A 22,380-nucleotide genomic window follows, 5' to 3' on the forward strand; every position below is an offset into this window, starting at 1 on the left:
CCAAGACCGCTTCAAGGTATGACGTGGAACATGCTTTTGCGGGTTCGACGCTGCTCAGGAGGGGTGTAGCGGGCTTCGTGGCGCAACAAAGCAGACACACACGACGAGCCATCCCCAGGAACTTGTGCTTCCGGCCACACCAAGCACACCGGCCCCTGCAGTCCTGCCCCAAATTGACATGGCCGCGAGCACTGCAGAAACTGAATTGGTCGGCGGTTTCGCCACATCTCATGAGGCTCATTGATAACCGGTGTAAGCAGCGTGTCTTGGCGGCGGCGCGCCGATCGGTGCCTATGAGAAAGAACTCCATGCCAGGTAGCTCCACCCCCGTGTCCAGCACGGCGCAGTCCCCCGCAGTTTCCAGTTCCCAGGACCCGAACCTTTCGCGTTCGCTCTCCAGCCGCCACATCCAGCTCCTCGCCATTGGCGGAGCCATCGGCACAGGCCTGTTCATGGGTTCCGGTAAGACGATCTCCGTTGCAGGGCCGTCGGTCATCTTCGTCTACATGGTCATCGGCTTCATGCTGTACTTCGTGATGCGGGCGATGGGCGAACTGCTCCTTTCCAACCTGCGCTACAAGTCCTTCAGCGACTTCGCCTCCGACCTGCTGGGTCCCTGGGCCGGCTTCTTCACGGGCTGGACCTACTGGTTCTGCTGGGTGGTCACCGGCATTGCCGACGTCGTGGCGATTGCCCACTACGTGACCTTCTGGTGGGCCGAGATTCCGCTGTGGATTCCGGCGCTGGCGTGCATCCTCCTGCTGGTGGCGCTGAACCTTCCCACTGTGAAGGCCTTCGGTGAGACCGAGTTCTGGTTCGCCCTGATCAAGATCATCGCCATCCTGACCCTGATCGTCGTGGGCCTTGCCATGATCCTCACCGGCTTCGAATCCGAACCCGGCAAGACAGCCAGCTTCGGCAACCTGTGGGAAAACGGCGGGTTCTTCCCCACCGGTCCCATGGGCTTCGTCGCCGGTTTCCAGATTGCCGTCTTCGCGTTCGTGGGCATTGAGCTGGTCGGCACCGCCGCAGCTGAAACCAAGGATCCGGAAAAGAACCTGCCGAAGGCGATCAACTCCATTCCGCTGCGCATCATGCTCTTCTACGTAGGCGCGCTGGTGATCCTGATGGCAGTCATCCCGTGGACGGAATTCAGTGCGGACGAGAGTCCGTTCGTGGGCATGTTTGCCCTCGCCGGGCTGGGCACGGCCGCCGCCGTCGTCAATTTCGTGGTCCTGACGTCCGCGGCGTCCTCCGCCAACTCGGGTATCTATTCCACCTCGCGGATGGTCTTTGGCCTGGCGCACGACGGCGACGCCCCCAAGGCGTTTGGCCGCCTGTCCCGCCGCAAGGTTCCCCAGAACGCACTGTTCTTCTCCTGCACCTTCCTTCTGGCCGGCGTCGTCCTGCTGTATGCCGGCGATTCGGTCAGTGCGGCGTTCACCATGGTGACCACCATTTCGGCGCTGTGCTTCATGTTTGTCTGGACCATCATCCTGTTCAGCTACCTCGCCTACAGGCGCCGGCGTCCGCACCTGCACCGGGAGTCGAAGTTCAAGCTGCCCGGCGGCCGGCCCATGGTCTACGTGGTCTTGGCGTTCTTCGGCTTCATTGTCTGGGCCTTGACTACGCAGACGGACACGCTCACGGCCCTGCTGGTGACGCCCATCTGGTTCGTGCTCCTGGGCGCCGTGTACGCCGTACTGCGCCGCACGCCGCTCCACCAGGCGCGGGTCGCAGAGTACAAGTCGATGGCCAAGGCCGAACGGGAAGCAGTGAAGTCGCTCAGCCGCGCGTGAACTTGAGGTAGCGGCGGGCCGAATCCTGCACGATCCGGTCCGCCCCGCGCGGCAGGATGTAGTCCCACCACGCGCCGTAGAGCCGTTCGTAGGACAGCGGCGCCAGCAGTTCCGCCGCCGCTTCCACCACATCCGGGCGCTCCGGGATGAGGTTGGGATAGCTGTACATAAACGCGACATGGTTGAAGTCCGGGATGACCTGGACAATGTCTCCGCTGAAGAGGGCTCCGGCACCGTCCGGGTCGTCTGCCCAGTGCATGACTGTCCCGCCGGCGAAGTGGACGCCCGGGCGGTACAGGACCAGTCCCGCGGCAAGGTCCAGCCGGTCGCCGTCCCAGAACTGCAGGGCGGGATCGCTTCGGCCCACCCATTCCCGGTCCGCAATGTGCAGGTAGACCGGGACACCGAACTCCCGGGCCCAGTCCACCATTGTGGAGTAGTAGTGGGGGTGGCTGATGGCTATGGCCGTCAGCCCGCCTTCGGCATTGATGTAGTCGATCAGTTCCTCATCCAGGTACGGCACGCAGTCCCAGAGCACGTTGCCCTCCGTCCCCTTGACCAGCAGGGCCCGCTGGCCAATCGCGAACTTCGGTTCGCAGCCCACGCCGAGGACACCGGGCCCCTGCGGATGCACGCTGGCACGGCGGGCACCGGACCGGAGCCGGGTCAGGGTGGTCCATTCCTGACCGGATTGCGGGACGTACTGCCGCTCGTCCTCGCACACAGGGCAATCAGGGCGCGGGCCCGAGTACTGCGTCCCGCAGGTGACGCAGATGGGATAGTCGTTTGGCGGGAGTGCTTCCCTAAAGTGCTGCACCATCGTCAGTAACCCGTTCATGAGCAGGTGTCCGAAGTGCCGGTCAGGCTACCGGGCGGAGGCGGCCTGCGACACCGCGGGCAACGGGTTCCGTACCATTTTTGCGATAACGATTCCGTAACCTCAGTAGACCACTGTGCCCGTGGATTCCACGGTGTTGCCCAGCTGCGCACGCCGGGCGCTGACTTCCAGGCTGATCCCCACGGTATGCAGCGGGGTTTCCAGTGCCTGGCTCAGGTTAGGCAGGACGTCCGAGCATACGCGCCGCAGGGACTCCTGAATGTCGCTGCGCTCGTTCACCGTCAGGCGCATGGCGACGTCGGGCGAATCTGCCGTTCCACGCAGCAGCACCGATGAATCGACCACGCCCGGAACGCTGTTGGCGTCTTGCTCGACGGCGCGGGCCAGGACACCCGGCTCACAGGTGGTGATGCCGCGGGCGGGGTCCTCCTGCAGCCGGAACCCCGAGGCACCCTTCTTGCGCGGAACTTCGGCGAGGAGCCACCACAGTCCCAGGATCCCCAGGATGATCCCTCCGATCAGGACCGAGGGCGCCACCCAGTCCGGCTGGAGCAGGGTTTCGGGCCCGTCCGGGAGCACGGCGCTGTCCGGTCCGGGCATCATGCCGCCCAGGGCACCTGCCGAGAGCAGCAGCGAGAGGATCCCTGCGGCCAGCAGCACGGCTCCGATGATGATCAGCCACGTCCGGTTCGTCGCTCCTGCATGATGTCGCATGGCGCGTCCTTTCAGTCACTGGAGCGGATGAAGACCTTGACGCCGGGAACCGGGTCCAGGCCGGAGGCTTCCAGCCGGGACCGCACGCCCTCGCCTACCCAGCGGTGGAGATCGCGGGTGTCATGCAGCGCCGTCGAGGCGGTCACCCTGACTTCGCGGTCCGTAGCCGTGGCGGAAGCGGAGGAGACGCCGTCGATGTGTTCGCAGGTTGCAGCAGCAAGCTGCGCCACGGCACGGCGGGACATCACGGCTTCCGGCTCACCGCTCACGCTATGGGCGGAGGACCCGCCGGCATCCGGCACCCGAACCGAAAGTGCATGGAACCGTCCGGGAAGGACACCGGCAAGCAGCAGGATCAGCCCGGCCGCTGCCACCAGCGCGCCTAGGGTCCAGACGGCAGTGCTGTTCCACGCCTGTTCCGAGAACCAGGTGAAAGGTTCGGTGAAGGCCTGGGACCATGACCCGGTAGTGAGGCGGAATACTGCGCTCCACACAAGGGCCACCCCCAGCGCCACGAGCAGCACCGCACAGATGGTCGCCGCAACCGAACGGCTGGGGCGCTGCCGCAGAGCGACCGGTGGTCTCTCCGGCCGGCTCACAGCAGCTTCCTCTGACCCGAAGACCCGTTCCGGGGCAGAAGCCACGCCACCGTAATGTCCACCTGCCGAACCTGGACACCGGTCAGTTCGGTCACGCGCTCGGCTATCCGCTGGCGCAGCTGATCCGTCGCCCGGCGCAGAGGCAAGGGGTAGGGGAGCCCTGCGGTTACCTTCAGGCTGGCGATGTTCCCCGCCAGTTCGACAGTCGCATCCGGGCGGGCTCCGAAGTCCGCGCGGGCGCCCATTCCCAGGAACCCGCCCGAAGTGCCGCCCGCCTGTGTCTCGTCCCTGGCCACCTGGGCCGCGATTTTCTCCAGCACCTTCCGGGACATGGAAGTGCTGCCGCGGTCTCCGACATCACGGCGCGGGCGCCGGGCGGCCTGGACCTGCGCTGTGGTCATCTGCTGGACGCCCTTCCGAACATCCCCGCCATGTCCAGTTTCCCGTCAGCTGCCATTCCGACAAGCAGGCCGACGAGTCCGAACAGGATGGTCACCAGGAAGGCGAACCACCCGCCGAAAGCCAGGACAATTCCCAAGACCACACCAACTGCTAAGCACCATCTCGTTGCAGACATGGACGCTCTCCTTAGTACATTTGTGGGTCCGGCCCGTTATCTCGGGCCGGCGGGACCGCCTACTGGAGGCGGTCCGAAGGCTTCTGGCTGTGGCTCCCGCTATCGTCGTCCTCGCTGCCTTCACCGGGCAGCTGGACGTCGGTAACGTTCACGTTCACTTCCAGTACTTCCAGGCCGGTGGCATTCTCCACCGAGCGGATCACATTGCGGCGGATTCCCTGGCTGACCTCCACGATGGAGTACCCGTACTCGACGACGATGCTCACGTCGATCGCTGTCTGCCGCTCGCCTTTCTCCACCGAGACGCCGTTGCTGACGTTGGTCTGCGAACCGGGTATCCGGTCCGTCACGGCGCTGAACGCCCGCCTGGCCGCGTTGCCCATCGCAGCGACACCGGGTACCTCCCGGGTCGCGATACCGGCCAGCTTCTGGACCACCGTTTCTTCTATGGTCGTATCACCCCGCGGCGTGTGGAGCGGACCCGAACGGCGTTCATCTCCGATGGCGCCCTCAGTGCTGCCCGGAGTGCTGCTGGATGCAGGCTGCGCTGTTGTGGAGGAAGAATGTCCAGGGTTATTTGCGGATTCTGACATCGCACTCATCTCCTGAAAAATGGTGTCCGGAATCGGATCACGTACTTCCATTAAGACGGCACGGTGCCCGTAGCGTCACCCTTCGTCCCATTATTTATGCCGACGGCGGCAAGATTCCCTGGTGCCGTCGAAGGCAATTCCTCCCACGCTTGCAGCGCAGCCCGGCGGGCCAGCTGTGCCGCGGGAACCGTGCGCTACCCTTGCCCTTACCCCGGACGGATCATAATATTCACGATACGAAAGAACTTTTTCATTTTTGACGGATTTCAGATTTTTGATTCCGACCTGATGACGTTCACCGGCGGAGAACCGCAACGAAGCAGACCTGCAAGAGGGAGTAACGCCATGGCCATTGAACTATCCGATCCGCGTCCCGCAAATGGTGCCGAAACCATCCTGACTCCGGAGGCGCTTGCCTTTGTGGAAGAACTCCACCGGCGCTTCGCCTCCACCCGCAACGACCTCCTCGCTGCCCGCACGGCACGCCGCGAGGCTATTGCCGCCGGGGAAACCCTGGATTTCCTGCCCGAGACCGCTGAAATCCGGGAAGGTGACTGGAAGGTCGCGCCCGCGCCGCCCGCACTGCAGGACCGGCGGGTGGAGATGACCGGCCCGGCGTCACCGGCCAAAATGGCGATCAATGCCCTGAACTCCGGAGCCAAGGTGTGGCTGGCCGACCTGGAAGACGCTTCTACTCCGACGTGGCACAACGTGGTGGATGCGGAGTACAACCTGTACCGGGCTGCCCGCGGTGACCTCTCCTTCACCTCACCCGAGGGCAAGGAGTATGCCCTGCGCACGGACGCGCCGCTCGCCGTCGTCGTGATGCGCCCGCGCGGCTGGCACCTGCCGGAGAAGCACGTGATGATCGACGGCGAACCCGCGGTGGGCGCCCTGGTCGACTTCGGCCTGCACTTCTTCCACAACGCCAAGCAGCTGCTGGAGAACGGACAGGGGCCGTATTACTACCTCCCCAAGATGGAGAGCCACCTCGAAGCCCGGCTGTGGAACGACGTGTTCACCTTCGCTGAGGATTACGTTGGCGTCCCGCAGGGTTCGGTCCGCGCCACGGTCCTGATCGAGACGATTCCGGCAGCCTTCGAGATGGAGGAAATCCTCTATGAACTGCGCGAGCATGCCGCCGGCCTGAACGCCGGACGCTGGGACTACCTGTTCAGCATGATCAAGGTCTTCCGTGACTCTGGGAAGGACTTCCTGCTCCCGGACCGCGCCGATGTTGCCATGACTGCCCCGTTCATGCGCGCCTACACGGAATTGCTGGTCAAGACGTGCCACCGGCGGGGCGCCTTTGCCATGGGCGGCATGGCGGCCTTCATCCCCAACCGGCGCGAACCCGAGATCACGGCCAAGGCCTTCGAGAAGGTCACCGCAGACAAGACCCGCGAAGCCAATGACGGCTTCGACGGTTCCTGGGTGGCGCACCCTGACATGGTGGACACCTGCCGCGAAGTCTTCGACTCCGTCCTCGGCGAGAAGCCGAACCAGGTGGACAAGCTCCGCGAGGAAGTCTCCGTAACGGCAAAGGACCTGCTGGACGTCACCACCGCGGAAGGGGCGATCACCGAAGCCGGACTGCGTTCCAACCTCTACGTCGCGGTGGCTTACACGGCCGTCTGGCTCTCCGGCAACGGCGCCGTGGCCATCCACAACCTGATGGAAGACGCCGCGACCGCGGAGATCTCCCGTTCCCAGGTGTGGCAGCAGGTCCGCAACTCCGTCACGCTGGAAGACACCGGCGAAACCGTGACGGAGGATCTGGTCAAGCGCCTGCTGGCCGAGGAAACCGAACGCCTTCGCGGGGAAGTAGGGGAGGAAGCCTTCGCGAAGTACTACGCCCCGGCCAGCGAGCTGATCGGGCGCATCAGCCTGGCCGAGAACTACCCTGACTTCCTCACCCTGCCCGCCTACGAGCTCATCGACTAGCGGTCAGTCGAACAGGATGACCTGGCGGATGGCCTGTCCATCCGCCAGGGTGTCCATTGCCCCGTTGATGTCCTCCAGGTCGATTTCTGCCGAGACCAGCTCCTGGACGGGCAGTTTTCCCTGCCGCCACAGGTCTGCGTAGACCGGGATGTCACGCGAGGGTACGGCAGAGCCCAGGTAGCTGCCGATGATCGTACGTGCCTCGGCGGTGAGCGTCAGCGGTGTGATCTCAGCCTGCGCCTCCGGCGCCGGCAATCCCACCGTCACGGTGGTTCCGCCGGGAGCGGTGATCTGGACGGCGGTTTCGAATGCACGCGGATGGCCCGCTGCCTCCACCACCAGTGCCGGCCGGATGCCGGCCTCGAGCGCCTCCCGGGGCGTGTAGACCGTGTCCGCCCCCAGTTCCAGGGCGCGCTTGAGCTTTGCGTCCACCGCGTCGATCCCGGCGACACTGCGCACACCCAGCGAACGCGCCGTCAGCAGTGCAGCCATGCCCACTCCCCCAAGCCCCACCACCGCGACGTCGTCCTGCGGGCCTGGGCGGGCAGCGTTGAGGACTGCCCCGCCTCCGGTGAGCACGGCACAGCCAAGCAGCGCGGCCACGGCGGGCGGAACGTCATCATCAACCGGCACCACGGATCGGTAATTGACGACGGCGTGGGTCGCGAAGGCAGACACCCCGAGATGGTGATGGACTTCTTCCCCGTTGCGGCGCAGCCGCCGCGCGCCGCCGAGCAGGGTTCCGGCGTTGTTCGCCGCGCTTCCCGGGGTGCAGGGCATTTTGCCGTCGGTTCGGCAGGCGTCGCAGGTTCCGCAGCGGGGCAGGAAGGCCATCACCACCCGCTGCCCTTCTTCCAGGCCCGGCACGTCCGGTCCCAGCGCCTCGATACGTCCTGCTGCTTCATGGCCGAGCAGCATGGGCACCGGACGGACCCGGCTCCCGTTCACCACGGAGAGGTCCGAGTGGCAGATTCCCGCGGCCTCGATCCGCACCAGCACCTCCCCCGGGCCCGGCGGGTCCAGTTCCAGGCTGCACACCGTGATCGGTCGTGTCCGGGAGTAGGGTCCCGGTTCCCCGGTGCGTTCCAGGACTGCTCCGCGGATGGTTCGGCTGCTCATGGTTTCCCCTTCGAATCCGTCGCTTACCGGCACGCGCGAGGGGTCCCGGCGGGCGCTGGCAACCATTCCAGCACGGTACCTGCATCTCGAAAAGGACCCGGGCGGCGACGCGCCTGCAAATCTGTGACGCGGTGGTGTGTTTCCTTCTCATTTCATTTGGCAAGATGTTCTGCATGACCCAAAGGACGACGACCACCCCGGCACTTCCCGGGAAAGAGGCCAAGGCGCTGGTCCGTGCGCTGGCCGCGGGAGATGTCACGGTCTTCGTTGACGGCACCGCGCTCCGGCTTCCGCCGGCCGCGCGGGACGCCGTCCTGGATCTGCTCGGCAGGCTGGCCGCCGGCGACTCGGTCAGCATCACGTCAGCTTCGGCAGAGCCCGCGCCGTCCCCGGTCCACAACCCGCTCCTCACCACGTCGCAGGCGGCGGCAGCGGCAGGGATTTCCCACACCTACCTTCGGAACCTGACGGACGCGGGCGTGATCCCGGTGGAATACCGTGGAACGCACCGGCGCATCCGCATGTCCGACGTCGAGTCCTGGCTTCAAGCCCAGCGCGCGGCGGCCGCCGCAAAGGCTGCAGGCCAGGCAGCACCGGAGATTTCAGGGGGGACTGATACATAGGAGCACCGCAGGACCGCGGGCTCGCCCTATCTGCTTTCCAGCACTGTATTAGTCCCACCACTTAGACCCTGAAGACGGAGTTACCCACGTGATTATCGGCATTCCCAAAGAAATCAAGAACAACGAATTCCGCGTCGCCATAACGGCGTCCGGAGTGCATGAACTGACAGGCCGCGGCCACAAGGTCCTCGTAGAAGCGGGAGCCGGCTTGGGCTCGAATATTACCGACGCGGAATATGCGGCTGCCGGAGCCGAAATCGTGGCCGCAGCGGAGGCTGTCTGGAGCCGCTCGGACATGATCATGAAGGTCAAGGAGCCGATCGCTTCCGAGTACCGGCATTTCCGGCCGGGTCTGATCCTCTTTACCTATCTGCATCTTGCCGCCACCGAAGAACTGACCCGGGAGCTGCTGGACTCCGGCGTTACGGCCATCGCGTATGAGACCGTCCAGGAGGGCCGGGCCCTGCCGCTGCTGGCACCCATGTCCGAGGTTGCGGGACGGCTGGCAGTGCAGGTCGGCGCACAGTGCATGATGGCTCCGGCCGGCGGACCCGGCCTGCTGCTCGGCGGTGTTCCCGGCGTCCGTCCGGCCAAGGTCGTGGTGCTGGGTGCCGGTGTGGCAGGCACGAACGCCGTGGCGATCGCCGTCGGAGCGCACGCCGATGTCACCGTGCTGGACATCAACATTAACCGGCTGCGTGAACTGGACGCCCAGTACGCCGGCCGGATCAAGACCGTCGCATCCAACGCGTTCGAAATTGAGCGTTCCCTGCTGGATGCGGACCTGGTCATCGGATCGGTCTTGGTCCCGGGGGCACGCGCACCCCGGCTGGTCACCAACGCCATGGTCGCGCGCATGAAGCCCGGCAGTGTCCTGGTGGACATTGCCGTGGACCAGGGCGGATGCTTTGAGGACAGCCGCCCCACGACCCATGAGGACCCGACCTTCCGGGTGCACGGTTCGCTGTTCTACTGCGTGGGCAACATGCCGGGTGCAGTGCCGAACACTTCCACCTACGCGCTGACCAACGTCACCCTGCCCTACGCCGTCGCACTGGCGGATAAGGGCGTCCGCCAGGCCTTCGAGGACAGCCCGGCGCTGGCCCGCGGCCTGAACATCGCCAACGGGGCGGTGACGCACCACTCCGTCTCCGACGCCCACGGCCTGGAACTCGCTGACGGCTGGCTGGAGCTTGTGGCTCCGTAGTTTCCAGCAACGGCCGGAGGCCGGCAGCTCCGTCGACGGAGCTGCCGGCCTCCGGTCTGTCCGGGACTGCGGCGCTAGTGGGCCACCGGCACCTTGGCTGCTGCGCCCCGCAGGACAGGGGCACCCAGCAGGGAAATTACGACGGCACCCATCGCCATGGGGATAACGAACAGGAAGTACAGGTCTCCGGGTGTCCAGCCGCCGTCGATCAGGCTGCCTGCAAGAATTGGAGAGATGATCGCCCCAACGCGGCCCATGCCGATGACCAGGCCGAGCGCGGTTCCGCGGACCTCAGAGTCGTAATACGTGGGGCTGATCGCCAGCATGCCGGCGATCGGGGCGTTGGAGCCGAAGCCCACGAGCGCCGCCGCGAACAGTGCCAGCGGCAGGGAGCCCTGGGTGGAGTTGGCGAAGACCACGAAGGTAGCAGCGCCGATGACGAAGAAGACGGCCAGGACGCGGCGCATGTCGAAGCGCGATCCAAAAACGCCCAGCACAACGGCGCCGGTGATGGCGCCGACGCTGAACAACACGCCGGCGTTGATGCCGTCCTGGGCGCTGAATCCGCTGGCGGTGATCAGCTTCGGGGTCCACGAGTTCGCGAAGTAGAAGCTGGCCATGAGGATGAAGTACGCGAGCGAAAGCAGGATGGTCCGGCGGGCGTTGCTGCCTGTCAGGACGTCCGCAAAGCGGGACTTCTTCTCCGTGCGCGACGCCGGATCAGGGAGTTCGGTGACAGGTTCCTGGCCGATGGAACGGAGGGTCTTGTTGATGCGTTCCAGGGCGTTCTCCGGCCGGCGGACAGAGAGGTAGTCGATCGATTCAGGCAGGACCTTCATGACAAGCGGGATCATCAGGACCGTGGCTACGGCTCCGAAAAGGAATGCGGAGCGCCAGCCGAAGGAGGCAATCAATACCCCGGTGACGAGTCCGCCCAGAACTCCGCCGACGGGCTGGCCGATGCTGACGATCGCCAGGGCCGTCGAGCGGCGCTTGGCATTGGAGAACTCGGAGGCGAAAACGTTGATGGTCGCCTGCAGGGTACCGATGGCCACGCCGGTTATCAGGCGCAGAATCAGCAGGACTGCGTAGGACGGGGCAAAGACCGAGGCCAGCATTCCGGCCGCGACGACGCAGACTCCGATCAGCAGTGTCTTTTGCCGGCCGATCACGTCTGCGATGGTGGACACGAAAATGGAGCCAACCGCCATGCCCACAAGGGCCGCGCTGAGGAGGAAACCAAGTTCCGCGCCGTTAAGGTCCCACTCCCGGGACACATCCGCTGCGCTGAAGGCCATGACCAGGACATCGAATCCGTCGATCATGTAGAGGGCTGTACAAATTGCAATGATTCCGACTTGCCGCCGGCTCAGGGTGGAATCTTCGATCCGGTCTTTGAGGTGCATTCCTCAAATAATAAAGGAGACGAGGCCCACAACGTGATTTGTGTCGCTCTGCGACAGAGGGGCGGGAGCCGTCCGCGGGGCTACAGCCCGGCGTGGATCCGCTGGATGATTTCCAGCCCGCGCAGGGAGTCAGCAGGGTCAACCGGTACCGCGCTTCCGTGCAGCAGGGCCCCTGCCAGGCCGGAATAGTAGTCCTGGTACCGCCCGGCTTCGGTGGGAACCGCAGCAGCATCCGCGCCGGTGCCCAGCAGGCCCCACAGTGCCGGGTCCTCCGCCCCGTACCCGGGATCGCCGGGCAGGAGTCCGGCGTCCAGCTGTCCTTCCTGCGGGTCCATTCCGCTCTTTACCCAGGACGCTTCAGAGCCAACTACGCGGAACCGCTCCCCCGGCTGCGGCGCCAGCGAATTCATCCACAGGTGCGACATGACGCCCGAGTCGTGCCGGAGGGCAACGAACACGTCGTCGTCCGGTCCCTGCGCCACGCGCCGGGCGCGGACTTCGGCGTGCACCGGCTCGGCCGGGCCGAAAAGGGCGAGCGCCTGGTCGATCAGGTGGGGGCCCAGATCGAAGAGGATGCCGCCGCCGTCGTCCGCGCCTGCTTTGCGTTTCCACTCCTTGGCGACCACGGGTTTGTAAGACTCCATCCGTGACTCGAAGCGGCTCACGGTTCCAAACGCTCCCTGTTCCACGAGCCTGCGCAGGGTGAGGAAGTCACCGTCCCAGCGCCTGTTCTGGAACACCGAGAGAACCAGTCCGCGGGACTTTGCTGCGGCAATGAGGTCCGCCGCAGCCTGGGCCGAGTGGGCAAAGGGCTTGTCCACCACCGCGGCCAGCCCGGATTCCAGGGCCTTGAGGGCGATCGGCCCATGGGTGGCCGGCGGGGTGCTGACGACAGCGAGGTCGAGGCTCCCGGCACGCTGAAGCGCGGCCTCCGCAGTGGGAACAACGACGGCGGCTGGGTACGCAGCCGCTGCAGTTGCGGCGCGCACGGGATCGGCCGTGACAATGACGTCCAGCGAATACCGCGGGTCCCGGGCGATCAGGGGAGCATGGAAAACCCGGCCGCCCAGGCCGTAGCCGAAGAGGACGGTGCGGATCGGCGGAGCACTCACGAGTTCTGGAAGTGCGTTACGGAAGGAGCGCCGTTCAGCCGGGCCACAATCTCGCCGGCGAGCACCTTGATTTTGAGGTTACGGCTGTTGGACGCCCGTTTCAGCGTTTCGAAAGCTTCACGCTGGGAGCAGCGGTTCTGGCCCATGATGATTCCGATGGCAAGGTCTATGTCGGTGCGGGACTGCAGGACCGCCTGCAGGTCTTCGACCGTGGAGGCCCGCTGCGACATCCGGACGGCGAGGCGCAGGGCCAGGGAAGCCTCCGCGCCGTAGGTGCGGGCGGTCCGCTGGAAATCCTCGTCAAAGGTGCCGGCTGAGCGCGAGTACAGGTTCAGCGCGGCGCGGGCGTGGCCTTCCAGGCTCAGCGGCACCGCGTACATTGACCGCACTCCCTGCGCAACGACATGCTGCAGGTACTGCGGCCATCTGTCGTCAGCCGAAGTGTCGGGAACGTACACGGCCTCATGGACGCGGAGGGCATGCAGGCACGGACCGTCATCGAACGCGTACTGCATTTCATCCATTTCCAGGGCGGTGCTGTCGCTGCTTGCGACGGTGTAGCTGTGTTCCCTGGAACGCTGGAGCGTAATTCCGCAGAAGACCTGGCCCCGGGAAGAGAGCGACGATGCGCTGAGCCGGGCCAGCTGCTGCAGGAACTCCAAGACGTCTTCGTGATGTACCAAAAGGTCCTGCAGCTGCGCTGCCGTAGCGGTGGCAGACCTGAGGTCGTCCACATCCGTTTCCTGCCCTGATGCAGGCACTCGGTCCCCCTGATTGTCGTGTCTGAGCTTAGATACTACGATAACTGGAGACGGTCAAGACGCGGCCATGGCTTCCTTCGTACCCTGATGGAGTAATCAATGGGCCTACCGGCGCATTTGCCGTCCTGCCACCACTGCGGTGTTGACGACTATCTGATCTACGAGTTCTACACTGCTCCCTCCGATGACGCTCCGGGAATGGTGAGCTACACCTGTTCAGCGTGTGAAACCTTTGCGGGGCACGAAGTTCCCGCCGGCTGGTCTCCCCCAGGGTGGCGTGTTGGGCACTGACTCGCCCGCCCCCGCCGGAGAACTCGCCTGGCTGCTGTCAGCGGCAGCACACCTCAGAGAGCTGGCCGACCGCCGCCTCCTTGATGACCTCGCGCTGACGGAGAAGACCCTGCTGGTCTTGAACGCCATGCCGGAGGAGGAGTCGCTTCTCCCGGGAATCGCCTGGCAGGCCGAGATGGGAGTCCCGGAGACTGCTTTTGCCCTCGCGTCCCTGCTCGGCGCGGGCTATGTCCGCACCGCTCCGAGGAAACGGTGGGCCCGCACTTCCTCGGGAACACACGTGCTGGAGAAGCTGCATGAAGCCTGTTCCGAGCGGACAGATGAGTCCGAACTCCGCAGGGCGCTGCTCCTGCTGATCCAATCCATGGACACCAGTCTTCCGGACCTGGCTTAGGTACTTAACGAAACAGCAGGTCCGGAAGACCTTCCGGACCTGCTGTTTCTGTCTGTGCCGCTATGCCGATTGCGCGACTGGGAAACGCTCCCAGACCCGGTGCTGGGCGAGGAGCTCAGTCAATCGGGGGACCAGCGAGTCCACATCTTCCATCAGCACGCCCGGGGCTTCCTCCGGGATCCCGGACGCGGCCAGCACAGCTGTGCCGCTGCCCCAGGCCGCCAGGGCCTTGGAATGCCGGTACGCCTCCGTGAGGAGTATGGCGACGCGCGGGTCGATAGCCGGATGTCCGGCCGGATTCCCGGCCTTGGCATCGAGGCTGTCCAAGGCATCGGGCCCATGCTCACCTGCACCGGCGACGATCACGGCGTCGAACTCCGTGGACCGGGCGGTGAGGTAGGTCCGCTGGACCGGCACCTGGCCGCCGAGCATGCCGCCCTTGGGTGCGATGACCAGCGGGACCATGTTGGCTGCGTCGACCGCGGTCCGGAGGCGTTCCAGGTCCGCCAGGTCGGTGCTGTCGTCTGCGAGGATCCCAATGATGCGGCCGTCCACGGGCCAGGTCCGGCCCACTTGGCGCAGTGCAGGGCTCGGGTCCGTGTCTTCCGGCTGCACGGTTGGTGCCGGTGCGGGAAGGCCCAGGCCTGCCGCGACTTCCGTGCAAAGGCGCTCATCAATGTTTGCGAGCGCCTGGAGCTGGCGTACCTTGATGTTCTCCTCGTAGCACTTGCCGAGTTCGAACGTGTAGGCCTGGATCACGTGGTCCTGCTCCACCGGAGTGAGGGAGCGGAAGAACTGCCGCGGCTGGCTGTAGTGGTCATCAAATGTTGCCGGGTTTTGCCGGACCTTGCGGGACTCAGCCACCGGCACGGGAACGTCGATGAAGGCACCCATGTCAGCGCCCGCCAGGAAGGGACATCCGCCGTCGAGCGAGTTGGGCTGGTACGGAGCCACGCCGCTGTGCACGGCATCCTGGTGGAAGCCGTCCCGCAGCATGTCGTTGACCGGCGCGTGCGGACGGTTGATCGGGATCTGGTGGAAGTTCGGTCCGCCGAGCCGGGTCAGCTGCGTATCGATGTAGGAGAACAGCCGGCCCTGCAGCAGCGGGTCGTTGGTGACGTCGATCCCCGGAACCAGATGGCCCGGATGGAACGCGACCTGCTCGGTTTCGGCGAAGTAATTCGTGGTGTTCCGGTTCAGTGTCATCGTGCCGATGATCTGGACGGGTGCCAGTTCTTCGGGAACGATCTTGGTCGGATCCAGCAGGTCGATGCCCGCGAACATCTCTTCCTCGGTATCGGGGAAGACCTGCACGCCCAGGTCCCACTCGGGGTAGGCGCCGGCTTCGATGGCATCGGCGAGGTCGCGGCGGTGGTAATCGGGATCCATGCCGTTGATGATCTGTGCTTCCTCCCATACGAGGGAGTGCACGCCCAGCCGGGGCTTCCAGTGGAACTTGACCAGGGACGTCTCACCCTTGGCGTTCACAACGCGGAACGTGTGGACGCCAAATCCTTCCATGGTCCGGTAGGAGCGGGGAATGCCGCGGTCGGACATGTTCCACATCGTGTGGTGCTGGGCCTCGGTGTGCAGTGACACGAAGTCCCAGAAGGTGTCATGGGCGCTCTGTGCCTGGGGGATTTCCCGGTCCGGGTGGGGCTTGCCGGCGTGGATGACATCCGGGAACTTGATGGCGTCTTGGATGAAGAACACCGGGATGTTGTTGCCCACCAGGTCGAAGGTCCCCTCGTCCGTGTAGAACTTCGTGGCAAAGCCGCGGGTATCACGCACGGTGTCGGCGGATCCACGGGAACCGAGCACCGTGGAGAACCGAACAAACACGGGTGTCTGGGCGTCCTTGGCGAGGAACCCTGCGCGGGTAATGCCTTCGGCGGCGCCGTTCGCAACAAAAACGCCGTGGGCTGCCGCACCCCTGGCATGCACCACGCGCTCCGGAATCCGCTCATGGTCGAAGTGGGTGATTTTCTCCCGCAGGTGATGGTCCTGCAGCAGCACCGGGCCGCGGGGGCCGGCCTTGAGCGAATGGTCGGTGTTCTGCAGCCGGGCTCCCTGTGCGGTAGTCAGGTACCGTCCGGACTGCGCGTTTGATGTCTTGGGCGCACCGCTGGGAACACCAGTGGGTGAAACCGTTTCCGGGGCATCCTGATCCGGCTTTGGCGGCAGCGGATCGTGGGGCTCTGTGGGCTCCGTTAGCGATGGTGCCTGGGGTGCTGGTACCCCGGGGATGGGAACTTCGTTGGCGGGTGTGCTCTGATCAGGCATAAGGCCTCCATCTCGTCGAACATGCTGGCCGCGCTTGAGGCGCCGCCCCGCCACCACCTTATCGAAAATTAGTAAGGGTACTTAACACATTGCACGCGGGCCCGCCCGTGTCGGCTGGCCGGGGCAAAATAAAAGGACGGATCTGCCTGTAGGGGGGGGCACAGGCAAATCCGTCCTTACGGGGCGCTAGCCCCTGCCATCCAGCCGAGCCGCAATGGGCACCGCGCCGGATGGACATCCTTAGCCGAGCTCGAGCGGCCCCTGCGCCACTCGTCCCGAAATCTGCTGCTGGGACCGCTTTAGTCCCACAAACCGTCCGCCCATGCCTGATCCCGAAGGTAATCACGGGCCGGGCCGACGCTCCAGAGTTCCCCGCGGGACTCAACGTACCCCATGTCCCGCATGTCCTCGACGGTGTCTTCGCTGCAGCCAAGAACCGTTCCCAAGTCTTTGCCGTCCCCCACCAGAACGACTTCGTGCCGCGCTCCCATGACGACCTCCTGATCCTTCAAGGGCTCCCCCCGGTCCATCCGGAAGGCCTTAGTGCTTATCCAGGAGCATGGCTTCGCGCTCAGTGCTCCACGTCCTGGCGTAGAGGCCCATAGCTGCCTCTTCCCGCAGGGATAAACCAAGGCGGTTCAGGAGCATGTGCGCCTGATAAACCGTCAAGTGCTGGGCACTGCGGCTGACCCTGGCCTTATCTGCCCGGTATAGGTAGGTATCCATGGTGCGGAACCATCGACGGCGCCAGTTCTCCACCGCGGACTCTGCGGCTGTTGCCGCCATCAGCCGGTGCGTGGGCATGACTTTGGCGCTGACCTGGACCGTCATGGCCTGCCTGACGCTTGCGGCACGGGGGCCAAACCCCGCGGTGCAGCTGCGCAGGTGGCTGTCCCAGTAGTAGTCCCAGGAAAGCCGCCGCCGGTCGGGCCAGCTGGAGGCACGGGGACCCTTCATCATGCTGCGCGCCGAATCGAACAGGAGCAGCGAGCCCAGTGCCCACCTGTTCTGAACCTTCGGGAAGCGGGCAGTAGCCCAGGTGCCGAGATCCGATGAGAGTTCGAAAACTTCTTCGGCGAGGGCAAGGCCCTCAACACCGCCATACTTGGCCAGGGCGGCCTCAACCCTCGGGTCCTGCTGTTCAGCTCCCCCGGGGCCGAGGCGATCCGAAGCCGGCTCCCCGAACGCATGCGTAACGGTGAGGTGCCCAATGACTCCGCTTGCCTGTTCCTGCAACGCACCAAGCAGTGAGTGCAGTCGGTCCAGCGTCTCCTGCGGCGCCAGGATCTTCATTTGCACATGGGCGTTGGAGGGTTCGGAGCAGCGGGTGTAGAACCACCGCTGGGCGCCCCAAACCTGCGCCTGCGCCGCCAGCGGGGTAACCAGTTCTCCAATGATGCCGTCCGCTACATCGAAGCCGCCGGTATAGATGGAAAGTGTCCACCAATGAGTGCTTGCATTAGTTCGCGAGGCGTTTCGAACTGCTGTTAGCTGGCTCATGGCTTTCTTCCTCCGGGTTCAAAGCTGGTTACCCCACTGGGGCGGGTCTAGATAGTTGCTACTGGTTGGTCCTTCCCCCCAATACGAGGGGTGAGTACTAGAACCACTCCCAGCTCTTGGTGGAAACCGATGCCGTGGTCTTCTTCATGTCGTATCCCCTCTTATTGTTCGGCTGGTTGCACAGCCGGTCGTGTTTGACTCCGAAAGCTTCCCCCGCCCCGCGGAGGGCTGTCCACAGTTACCAATTTCAGCTTCCTGTCATGTCCGGATGATGCCCGCACGGTCCCCGATGACACTCCAAAACACCCCCGGAAATGACTCTGAACTGCGGTTTTGTGTTCTTTGGGTGCCGAAAAAGCTGGTTTCGGTGGACAATGGCATTAACCTGCCATGTCAGTTTCTCCGGGTTCCAATTTCGACACGGAACGATTTCCACGGGGGCCAGCCATCCCGGCCGGCAGACGGATAAGGTACCAGTTACCAGCGGGGCGAACCGCGGTCCAGGAGGAAGATTTGCTCGATCAGGTGTCGGTTGAGGTCTACCGCTATGCTGTCTCCCACCCGGGCTGGACGCCGGCGGAGGCATCGGATGCGCTCGGATACACAACGCGTGCGATAGACCGTGCCGTTGACGAGCTTCGCTCCCGCTGCCTGCTGTTTATCGAGGGATCGGAGACTCCGATCTACACCGCAGTCTCGCCGGATGTCGCCCTGGCCGAACTCGTGGACCCCGACGAACGGGCCATGCTGGAACTGCGCACCCGCATTGGCGCCAAACGCCGGGAACTCGCCAGTCTGGTGCCTACCTTCGCTGAGGCACGCCGCCAAGTCGAAGCGGATGCTTCCGTCGAGGTCCTGGAGGACCCGGAGCAGGTCCAGCGGGTACTGATTGAGTATGGCCGCTCGGCGTCCGAACGGGTGCTGATTGCACGTCCGGGACAAGGCTCAAACGCCGATTTCCAGGAAGAGAGCGTCCAGAAGGACCTGGACCTGCTCCGGGGCGGGGTCAAGCGCCAGACCCTGTACCATGCCAGCACCAGGGACCATGTCCCAACGCGCAAGGCTGTGGAAATGATCAGCCACGCCGGCGGGGAGTTCCGAACCCTCCCCTACGTTCCGCTGCGCACACTCATCTTCGATGACAAAGTAGCAGTGGTGGCCCGGCAGCTGCACAGCTATGACCGTGCCGGGCTGGTCATCCGCGATCCGAACCTCATCGCCCTGTTTTCCATGCTCTTTGAATTCGCCTGGAGCCTTGCAGATCCCTTCCTCGATGAGGAACCCCGGAAAGCGGTGCTGAGCAGCACCCAGCGTTCCGTCCTGGCCGGACTGGCGGCAGGGCACTCGGATGAGGTCATTGCCCGCCGCGTCGGCATCAGCGTGCGCACCTGCCGCCGCCACATCGCGTGGATGCTCGAGGAGCTGAAGGCGGAAAGCAGGTTCCAGGCGGGGATCAAGGCCCACAAGGCAGGCTGGATCTAGGAAACCTGTGTTGCTTGGCGGTCAACTCGGATGCCATGATGTGGCATGACTTTTGAGGAAACCACGGGGTCGGTGCTGACACCGGAAGCACAGGTTGCCCTGGACCGCGCAACGGGCTCGGCCCACCGGCACCACGAGCTGCTTTCAGACCGGGCCTTCCACATCAAACAGTCGGCGGTGCGGGACGTGTTTGACATCTCCATCCGGCCGGGGCTCATTTCGCTCGCCGGCGGCAGCCCGTACCTCCAGTCCCTTCCCCTCGATGGACTGGCCGACGCCGCGGCCGCCATCATCCGTACCCAAGGGCTGGCCGCCCTGCAGTACGGACCGGGCCAGGGCCTCCAGGAACTGCGCGAACTGGCCTGCGAGGTCATGGCAGCCGAAGGAATCACCGGCGCCGATCCCGAGGACGTGGTCATCACCACCGGTTCACAGTCCGGGCAGGATGTTGCCGCGAAAGTGTTCTGCAACCCCGGCGACGTGGTTCTGTGCGAGGACCCGACCTATGTGGGCGCCCTCAACGCGTTCGAGGCTTACGAAGTAGACATGCAGCCCGTACCGATGGACGCCTACGGGCTCATTCCCGAAGCCCTCGAAGAACGGATCCAGTCCCTGAAGGCTGCGGGCAAACGGGTCAAGATGCTGTACACGATTCCCAGTTTCAACAATCCCAGCGGGGTCACCCTCTCAGCAGACCGGCGGGATGAGGTGGTCCGCATCTGCCGCGAGAACAACATCCTGGTGCTGGAAGATAATCCGTACGGCCTGCTCCGGTTCGACGGCGAGCCGCTGACGCCGCTGCGGGCTGCGCACCCGGAGGACGTGCTGTACCTGGGTTCCTTTTCCAAGATCTTCGCGCCGGGCCTGCGGCTGGGCTGGGCCCTCGTACCGAAGCACTTGTTCCGCCGCTTCTATCTCGCCTGCGAGGCCGTGCTTCTCTGCCCTTCGCCGCTGACCCAGATGATCACCGCGGCCTACCTGCGCGACTTCGACTGGATGGGCCGCATCCGCGACTCACGGAGACTCTATGCCGACCGCTGCGCCGCCATGCTCTCCGCCCTGGAAGACCAGATGCCCGACGGCGTCACCTGGACCGTGCCGGACGGCGGTTTTTTTGTGTGGGTGTCCCTGCCGGAGGGAATCGACACGTACCCGCTCCTCACGGAGGCCATCGAGGCGGGGACTGTGTTCATTCCCGGAGCCGCATTCACTCCCGGAGACGAACCGAGTTCCCGGCTGCGCCTGGCGTTCAGCGCAGTCTCCCCTGACGACATCCGGGAGGGCGTCCGCCGCCTGGCACCCGTGATCCGCCGTGCAGTCGGGGACGGCTGAGCGCACGTCCTGGCCGCGGGACGGCCAGTCCCCTGCTACTTGCGGCGCCGCCGGTCGAAGAAGGGGACGACGATCACGAACAGCAGGGCCATGATCGCCAGCCGCCACAGCATGCCGAGGTTCGGAAACAGGATGATGAGCAGGCTGGACACGATGAACGCGCCAGCCAGGATCCAGGCCGTACGCTTCCAGTCAATCTGCGGGCCGCCGCCGTTGCCCGGTCCGGGATTCATTGCCATGCTTCTCCGATCGTTGTCCTCCTTCGAGACTAGTCCAGAAGCAGTGCGGGTTCTTCCAGGATGGCAGCAACATCGGCCATGAAACGGGCCGAAAGGTCGCCGTCGACCACCCGGTGGTCGAATGACCCGCCGAGGGTGGTGATCCACCGCGGAATGACCTCGCCGTCGAGCACCCACGGCTTTTGCTTGATCGTTCCGAACGCCACGATCGCGACTTCGCCCGGGTTGATGATCGGCGTTCCCGTGTCGATGCCCAGGGCGCCGATGTTGGTGATCGTCAGCGTTCCGCCGCGCATGTCGGCCGGCGGTGTCTTCCCTGCCCGGGCCGTACCCGCCAGGTTGTTCAGCGCAAGCGCGAGCTCCTTCAGCGAGAGGTCCTGTGCGTCCTTGATATTGGGAACCATCAGCCCCCGGGGTGTCGCCGCAGCAATGCCCAGGTTCATGAAGTGCTTGACGTGGATTTCGTCGCCCGCCCAGGTGGCGTTGACCGAAGGGTTGCGGGCGGCTGCCCAGATGACCGCCTTGGCCAGGATCAGCAGCGGGGAGACCTTGATGCCCTCAAAGTCGCGGGAGGCCTTGAGCCGCTTGACGAACTCCATGGTCCGGGAAGCGTCTACGTCCACGAAAATGCTGACGTGCGGCGCGCTGAACGCACTGTCCACCATGGCTTTGGCCGTGGCTTTCCGGACACCCTTCACGGGGATCCGTTCAATCCGGGTGTCTTCGGGACCCGCAGCCGGAGTCCAGAAGGTGTCCGCGGAGTCCACTTCGGACTCACGCTGGGCCTGGTAGCTGATGAGGTCCTGCTTGGTCACCTCGCCGCCGGCACCGGTCGCCGGCACGTCTGCGAGGTTGATGCCAAGATCCTTGGCCGCCTTCCTGACGGGCGGCTTGGCCAAGACCCGCTGGAGCAGCTGGTTGAACCGGTCCTGAACGGCTGCACCCGCCGCGGCAACAGCCTGGCTGCGGGGATCCTGCCGCGGAGGCACGGGCGCAGGTTCCGGCCGGGCAGGCGCAGCGGAAGCAACGGGCGCGCTGGGGGCCACGGGCGCGCTGGGGGCCACGGGTGCGCTGGGGGCCGGGGGCGCGCTCGGGGCAGGCGGCTGTCCGGCGGAGGCACGCAGCCCGCTGCGCCGCGGACGGCGCTTGACGGCGTCGGCCTTCGGGCCGGTCCCGGTCAGGGACGACGCCGGCGGACCGTCCGGCTCGGCGGCCTGCGCCGTGCCCTGGTTTCGCTTGGTGGTCTTGGCAGCCTTTTTCGCCGGCGCCTTGCCCTCGGCGTCCACCGCAACCTGGAAGATGGGCGTTCCAACCTCGACGGTCCGGCCCTCCTCAACCAGGATGCTGCTGACCGTCCCGGCGAACGGTGAGGGAAGCTCGACGAGGGATTTGGCCGTCTCGATCTCGACAATCACGTCGTTCACGGCGACGGTATCGCCCTCCTTGACCCTCCACTGGACGATTTCGGCCTCAGTGAGTCCTTCACCGACGTCGGGCAGTTTGAATGTTTTCTCTGTCATGGAAGTTCTCGATCTGGCGATGGCCGGCGGACCGGCGGGCGGGAATC

The 22,380-nt window shown here is 65.0% G+C and carries 22 protein-coding genes; 7 read left to right on the forward strand and 15 right to left on the reverse strand.

Annotation, left to right across the window (positions count from 1 at the left end):
• The first annotated feature begins 308 nt into the window (after positions 1–308).
• On the forward strand, positions 309–1,799 hold the full coding sequence (gene cycA, locus NF551_RS15795) for a D-serine/D-alanine/glycine transporter (RefSeq protein WP_227896028.1): 1,491 nt from the start codon (positions 309–311) through the stop codon (positions 1,797–1,799).
• Here cycA and NF551_RS15800 read toward each other — a convergent pair.
• From NF551_RS15800 to NF551_RS15825, 6 genes are all read right to left on the reverse strand, one after another.
• A complete protein-coding gene (locus NF551_RS15800; RefSeq protein WP_227896029.1) occupies positions 1,786–2,637 on the reverse strand; it encodes an MBL fold metallo-hydrolase in 852 nt (283 codons plus the stop codon). The genes cycA and NF551_RS15800 overlap by 14 nt on opposite strands.
• Before the next feature lie 102 nt (positions 2,638–2,739).
• The gene (locus NF551_RS15805; protein WP_227896030.1) at positions 2,740–3,351 is read right to left on the reverse strand and encodes an alkaline shock response membrane anchor protein AmaP; all 612 of its coding nucleotides are present in this window, start codon (positions 3,349–3,351) and stop codon (positions 2,740–2,742) included.
• An 11-nt stretch (positions 3,352–3,362) separates the two neighbouring features.
• Positions 3,363–3,950 (reverse strand): DUF6286 domain-containing protein, encoded by a 588-nt coding sequence (locus tag NF551_RS15810; RefSeq protein ID WP_227896031.1) that lies wholly within the window; start codon positions 3,948–3,950, stop codon positions 3,363–3,365.
• Positions 3,947–4,351, reverse strand: a complete 405-nt coding sequence (locus tag NF551_RS15815; RefSeq protein ID WP_227896032.1) for an Asp23/Gls24 family envelope stress response protein — start codon at positions 4,349–4,351, stop codon at positions 3,947–3,949. The genes NF551_RS15810 and NF551_RS15815 overlap by 4 nt, the downstream gene beginning before the upstream one ends.
• Positions 4,348–4,494, reverse strand: a complete 147-nt coding sequence (locus NF551_RS15820) for a hypothetical protein (RefSeq protein WP_252604969.1) — start codon at positions 4,492–4,494, stop codon at positions 4,348–4,350. The genes NF551_RS15815 and NF551_RS15820 overlap by 4 nt, the downstream gene beginning before the upstream one ends.
• 92 nt (positions 4,495–4,586) lie before the next feature.
• Entirely contained in the window at positions 4,587–5,120 is a 534-nt protein-coding gene (locus NF551_RS15825; RefSeq protein WP_227896034.1) for an Asp23/Gls24 family envelope stress response protein, read from the reverse strand.
• A 345-nt stretch (positions 5,121–5,465) separates the two neighbouring features.
• Between NF551_RS15825 and aceB the strand changes: the two genes are divergently transcribed.
• Entirely contained in the window at positions 5,466–7,064 is a 1,599-nt protein-coding gene (gene aceB, locus NF551_RS15830) for a malate synthase A (RefSeq protein WP_227896035.1), read from the forward strand.
• A gap of 3 nt (positions 7,065–7,067) precedes the next feature.
• On the opposite strand, the gene NF551_RS15835 is transcribed toward aceB, so the two are convergent.
• On the reverse strand, positions 7,068–8,183 hold the full coding sequence (locus NF551_RS15835; protein ID WP_227896077.1) for an alcohol dehydrogenase catalytic domain-containing protein: 1,116 nt from the start codon (positions 8,181–8,183) through the stop codon (positions 7,068–7,070).
• Positions 8,184–8,356: 173 nt separating this feature from the next.
• Here NF551_RS15835 and NF551_RS15840 point away from each other — a divergent pair, with 173 nt between their 5' ends.
• Positions 8,357–8,806, forward strand: coding sequence for a helix-turn-helix domain-containing protein (locus NF551_RS15840; RefSeq protein ID WP_227896036.1), 450 nt, complete (start codon positions 8,357–8,359; stop codon positions 8,804–8,806).
• An 88-nt stretch (positions 8,807–8,894) separates the two neighbouring features.
• Positions 8,895–10,013, forward strand: a complete 1,119-nt coding sequence (gene ald, locus NF551_RS15845) for an alanine dehydrogenase (RefSeq protein ID WP_227896037.1) — start codon at positions 8,895–8,897, stop codon at positions 10,011–10,013.
• Between the two features lie 74 nt (positions 10,014–10,087).
• Here the strand turns inward: ald and NF551_RS15850 are convergent, their stop codons facing one another.
• The 3 genes from NF551_RS15850 to NF551_RS15860 form a co-directional block, all read right to left on the reverse strand.
• Complete coding sequence (locus tag NF551_RS15850) at positions 10,088–11,419, reverse strand: MFS transporter (RefSeq protein WP_227896038.1); 1,332 nt, start codon at positions 11,417–11,419, stop codon at positions 10,088–10,090.
• 80 nt (positions 11,420–11,499) lie between these two features.
• Positions 11,500–12,531: a Gfo/Idh/MocA family protein gene (locus NF551_RS15855; RefSeq protein ID WP_227896039.1), complete on the reverse strand. Its 1,032-nt coding sequence runs from the start codon at positions 12,529–12,531 to the stop codon at positions 11,500–11,502.
• A complete protein-coding gene (locus NF551_RS15860) occupies positions 12,528–13,265 on the reverse strand; it encodes a GAF and ANTAR domain-containing protein (protein WP_227896040.1) in 738 nt (245 codons plus the stop codon). The genes NF551_RS15855 and NF551_RS15860 overlap by 4 nt, the downstream gene beginning before the upstream one ends.
• A 307-nt stretch (positions 13,266–13,572) precedes the next feature.
• Between NF551_RS15860 and NF551_RS15865 the strand changes: the two genes are divergently transcribed.
• On the forward strand, positions 13,573–13,977 hold the full coding sequence (locus NF551_RS15865; RefSeq protein WP_227896041.1) for a hypothetical protein: 405 nt from the start codon (positions 13,573–13,575) through the stop codon (positions 13,975–13,977).
• Positions 13,978–14,037: 60 nt separating this feature from the next.
• Here the strand turns inward: NF551_RS15865 and NF551_RS15870 are convergent, their stop codons facing one another.
• The 3 genes from NF551_RS15870 to NF551_RS15880 form a co-directional block, all read right to left on the reverse strand.
• On the reverse strand, positions 14,038–16,260 hold the full coding sequence (locus NF551_RS15870) for a catalase (protein WP_227896042.1): 2,223 nt from the start codon (positions 16,258–16,260) through the stop codon (positions 14,038–14,040).
• Between the two features lie 299 nt (positions 16,261–16,559).
• Positions 16,560–16,772: a hypothetical protein gene (locus NF551_RS15875; protein ID WP_227896043.1), complete on the reverse strand. Its 213-nt coding sequence runs from the start codon at positions 16,770–16,772 to the stop codon at positions 16,560–16,562.
• Positions 16,773–16,800: 28 nt separating this feature from the next.
• On the reverse strand, positions 16,801–17,760 hold the full coding sequence (locus NF551_RS15880; RefSeq protein WP_227896044.1) for a lantibiotic dehydratase C-terminal domain-containing protein: 960 nt from the start codon (positions 17,758–17,760) through the stop codon (positions 16,801–16,803).
• Between the two features lie 513 nt (positions 17,761–18,273).
• Here NF551_RS15880 and NF551_RS15885 point away from each other — a divergent pair.
• Both NF551_RS15885 and NF551_RS15890 read left to right on the forward strand, forming a co-directional pair.
• On the forward strand, positions 18,274–19,242 hold the full coding sequence (locus tag NF551_RS15885) for a helix-turn-helix transcriptional regulator (RefSeq protein ID WP_227896045.1): 969 nt from the start codon (positions 18,274–18,276) through the stop codon (positions 19,240–19,242).
• A gap of 45 nt (positions 19,243–19,287) precedes the next feature.
• A complete protein-coding gene (locus tag NF551_RS15890) occupies positions 19,288–20,574 on the forward strand; it encodes an aminotransferase-like domain-containing protein (protein WP_227896046.1) in 1,287 nt (428 codons plus the stop codon).
• Between the two features lie 35 nt (positions 20,575–20,609).
• On the opposite strand, the gene NF551_RS15895 is transcribed toward NF551_RS15890, so the two are convergent.
• Together NF551_RS15895 and NF551_RS15900 are read right to left on the reverse strand one after the other, a co-directional pair.
• Complete coding sequence (locus NF551_RS15895) at positions 20,610–20,813, reverse strand: hypothetical protein (RefSeq protein WP_227896047.1); 204 nt, start codon at positions 20,811–20,813, stop codon at positions 20,610–20,612.
• A 29-nt stretch (positions 20,814–20,842) separates the two neighbouring features.
• On the reverse strand, positions 20,843–22,333 hold the full coding sequence (locus tag NF551_RS15900) for a dihydrolipoamide acetyltransferase family protein (protein ID WP_227896048.1): 1,491 nt from the start codon (positions 22,331–22,333) through the stop codon (positions 20,843–20,845).
• Positions 22,334–22,380: the final 47 nt, after the last annotated feature.

It is taken from the genome of Arthrobacter caoxuetaonis (genome assembly GCF_023921125.1).
Lineage (GTDB): Bacteria > Actinomycetota > Actinomycetes > Actinomycetales > Micrococcaceae > Arthrobacter_B > Arthrobacter_B caoxuetaonis.

What these genes read in the sequence shown, in the direction of transcription:
- cycA (WP_227896028.1), top strand. Translation starts at nt 309, where the DNA reads ATGCCAGGTAGCTCCACCCCCGTGTCCAGCACGGCGCAGTCCCCCGCA.
- NF551_RS15800 (WP_227896029.1), bottom strand. Translation starts at nt 2,637, where the DNA reads ATGAACGGGTTACTGACGATGGTGCAGCACTTTAGGGAAGCACTCCCG.
- NF551_RS15805 (WP_227896030.1), bottom strand. Translation starts at nt 3,351, where the DNA reads ATGCGACATCATGCAGGAGCGACGAACCGGACGTGGCTGATCATCATC.
- NF551_RS15815 (WP_227896032.1), bottom strand. Translation starts at nt 4,351, where the DNA reads ATGACCACAGCGCAGGTCCAGGCCGCCCGGCGCCCGCGCCGTGATGTC.
- NF551_RS15825 (WP_227896034.1), bottom strand. Translation starts at nt 5,120, where the DNA reads ATGTCAGAATCCGCAAATAACCCTGGACATTCTTCCTCCACAACAGCG.
- aceB (WP_227896035.1), top strand. Translation starts at nt 5,466, where the DNA reads ATGGCCATTGAACTATCCGATCCGCGTCCCGCAAATGGTGCCGAAACC.
- NF551_RS15835 (WP_227896077.1), bottom strand. Translation starts at nt 8,183, where the DNA reads ATGAGCAGCCGAACCATCCGCGGAGCAGTCCTGGAACGCACCGGGGAA.
- NF551_RS15840 (WP_227896036.1), top strand. Translation starts at nt 8,357, where the DNA reads ATGACCCAAAGGACGACGACCACCCCGGCACTTCCCGGGAAAGAGGCC.
- NF551_RS15850 (WP_227896038.1), bottom strand. Translation starts at nt 11,419, where the DNA reads ATGCACCTCAAAGACCGGATCGAAGATTCCACCCTGAGCCGGCGGCAA.
- NF551_RS15870 (WP_227896042.1), bottom strand. Translation starts at nt 16,260, where the DNA reads ATGCCTGATCAGAGCACACCCGCCAACGAAGTTCCCATCCCCGGGGTA.
- NF551_RS15880 (WP_227896044.1), bottom strand. Translation starts at nt 17,760, where the DNA reads ATGAGCCAGCTAACAGCAGTTCGAAACGCCTCGCGAACTAATGCAAGC.
- NF551_RS15890 (WP_227896046.1), top strand. Translation starts at nt 19,288, where the DNA reads ATGACTTTTGAGGAAACCACGGGGTCGGTGCTGACACCGGAAGCACAG.
- NF551_RS15895 (WP_227896047.1), bottom strand. Translation starts at nt 20,813, where the DNA reads ATGGCAATGAATCCCGGACCGGGCAACGGCGGCGGCCCGCAGATTGAC.
- NF551_RS15900 (WP_227896048.1), bottom strand. Translation starts at nt 22,333, where the DNA reads ATGACAGAGAAAACATTCAAACTGCCCGACGTCGGTGAAGGACTCACT.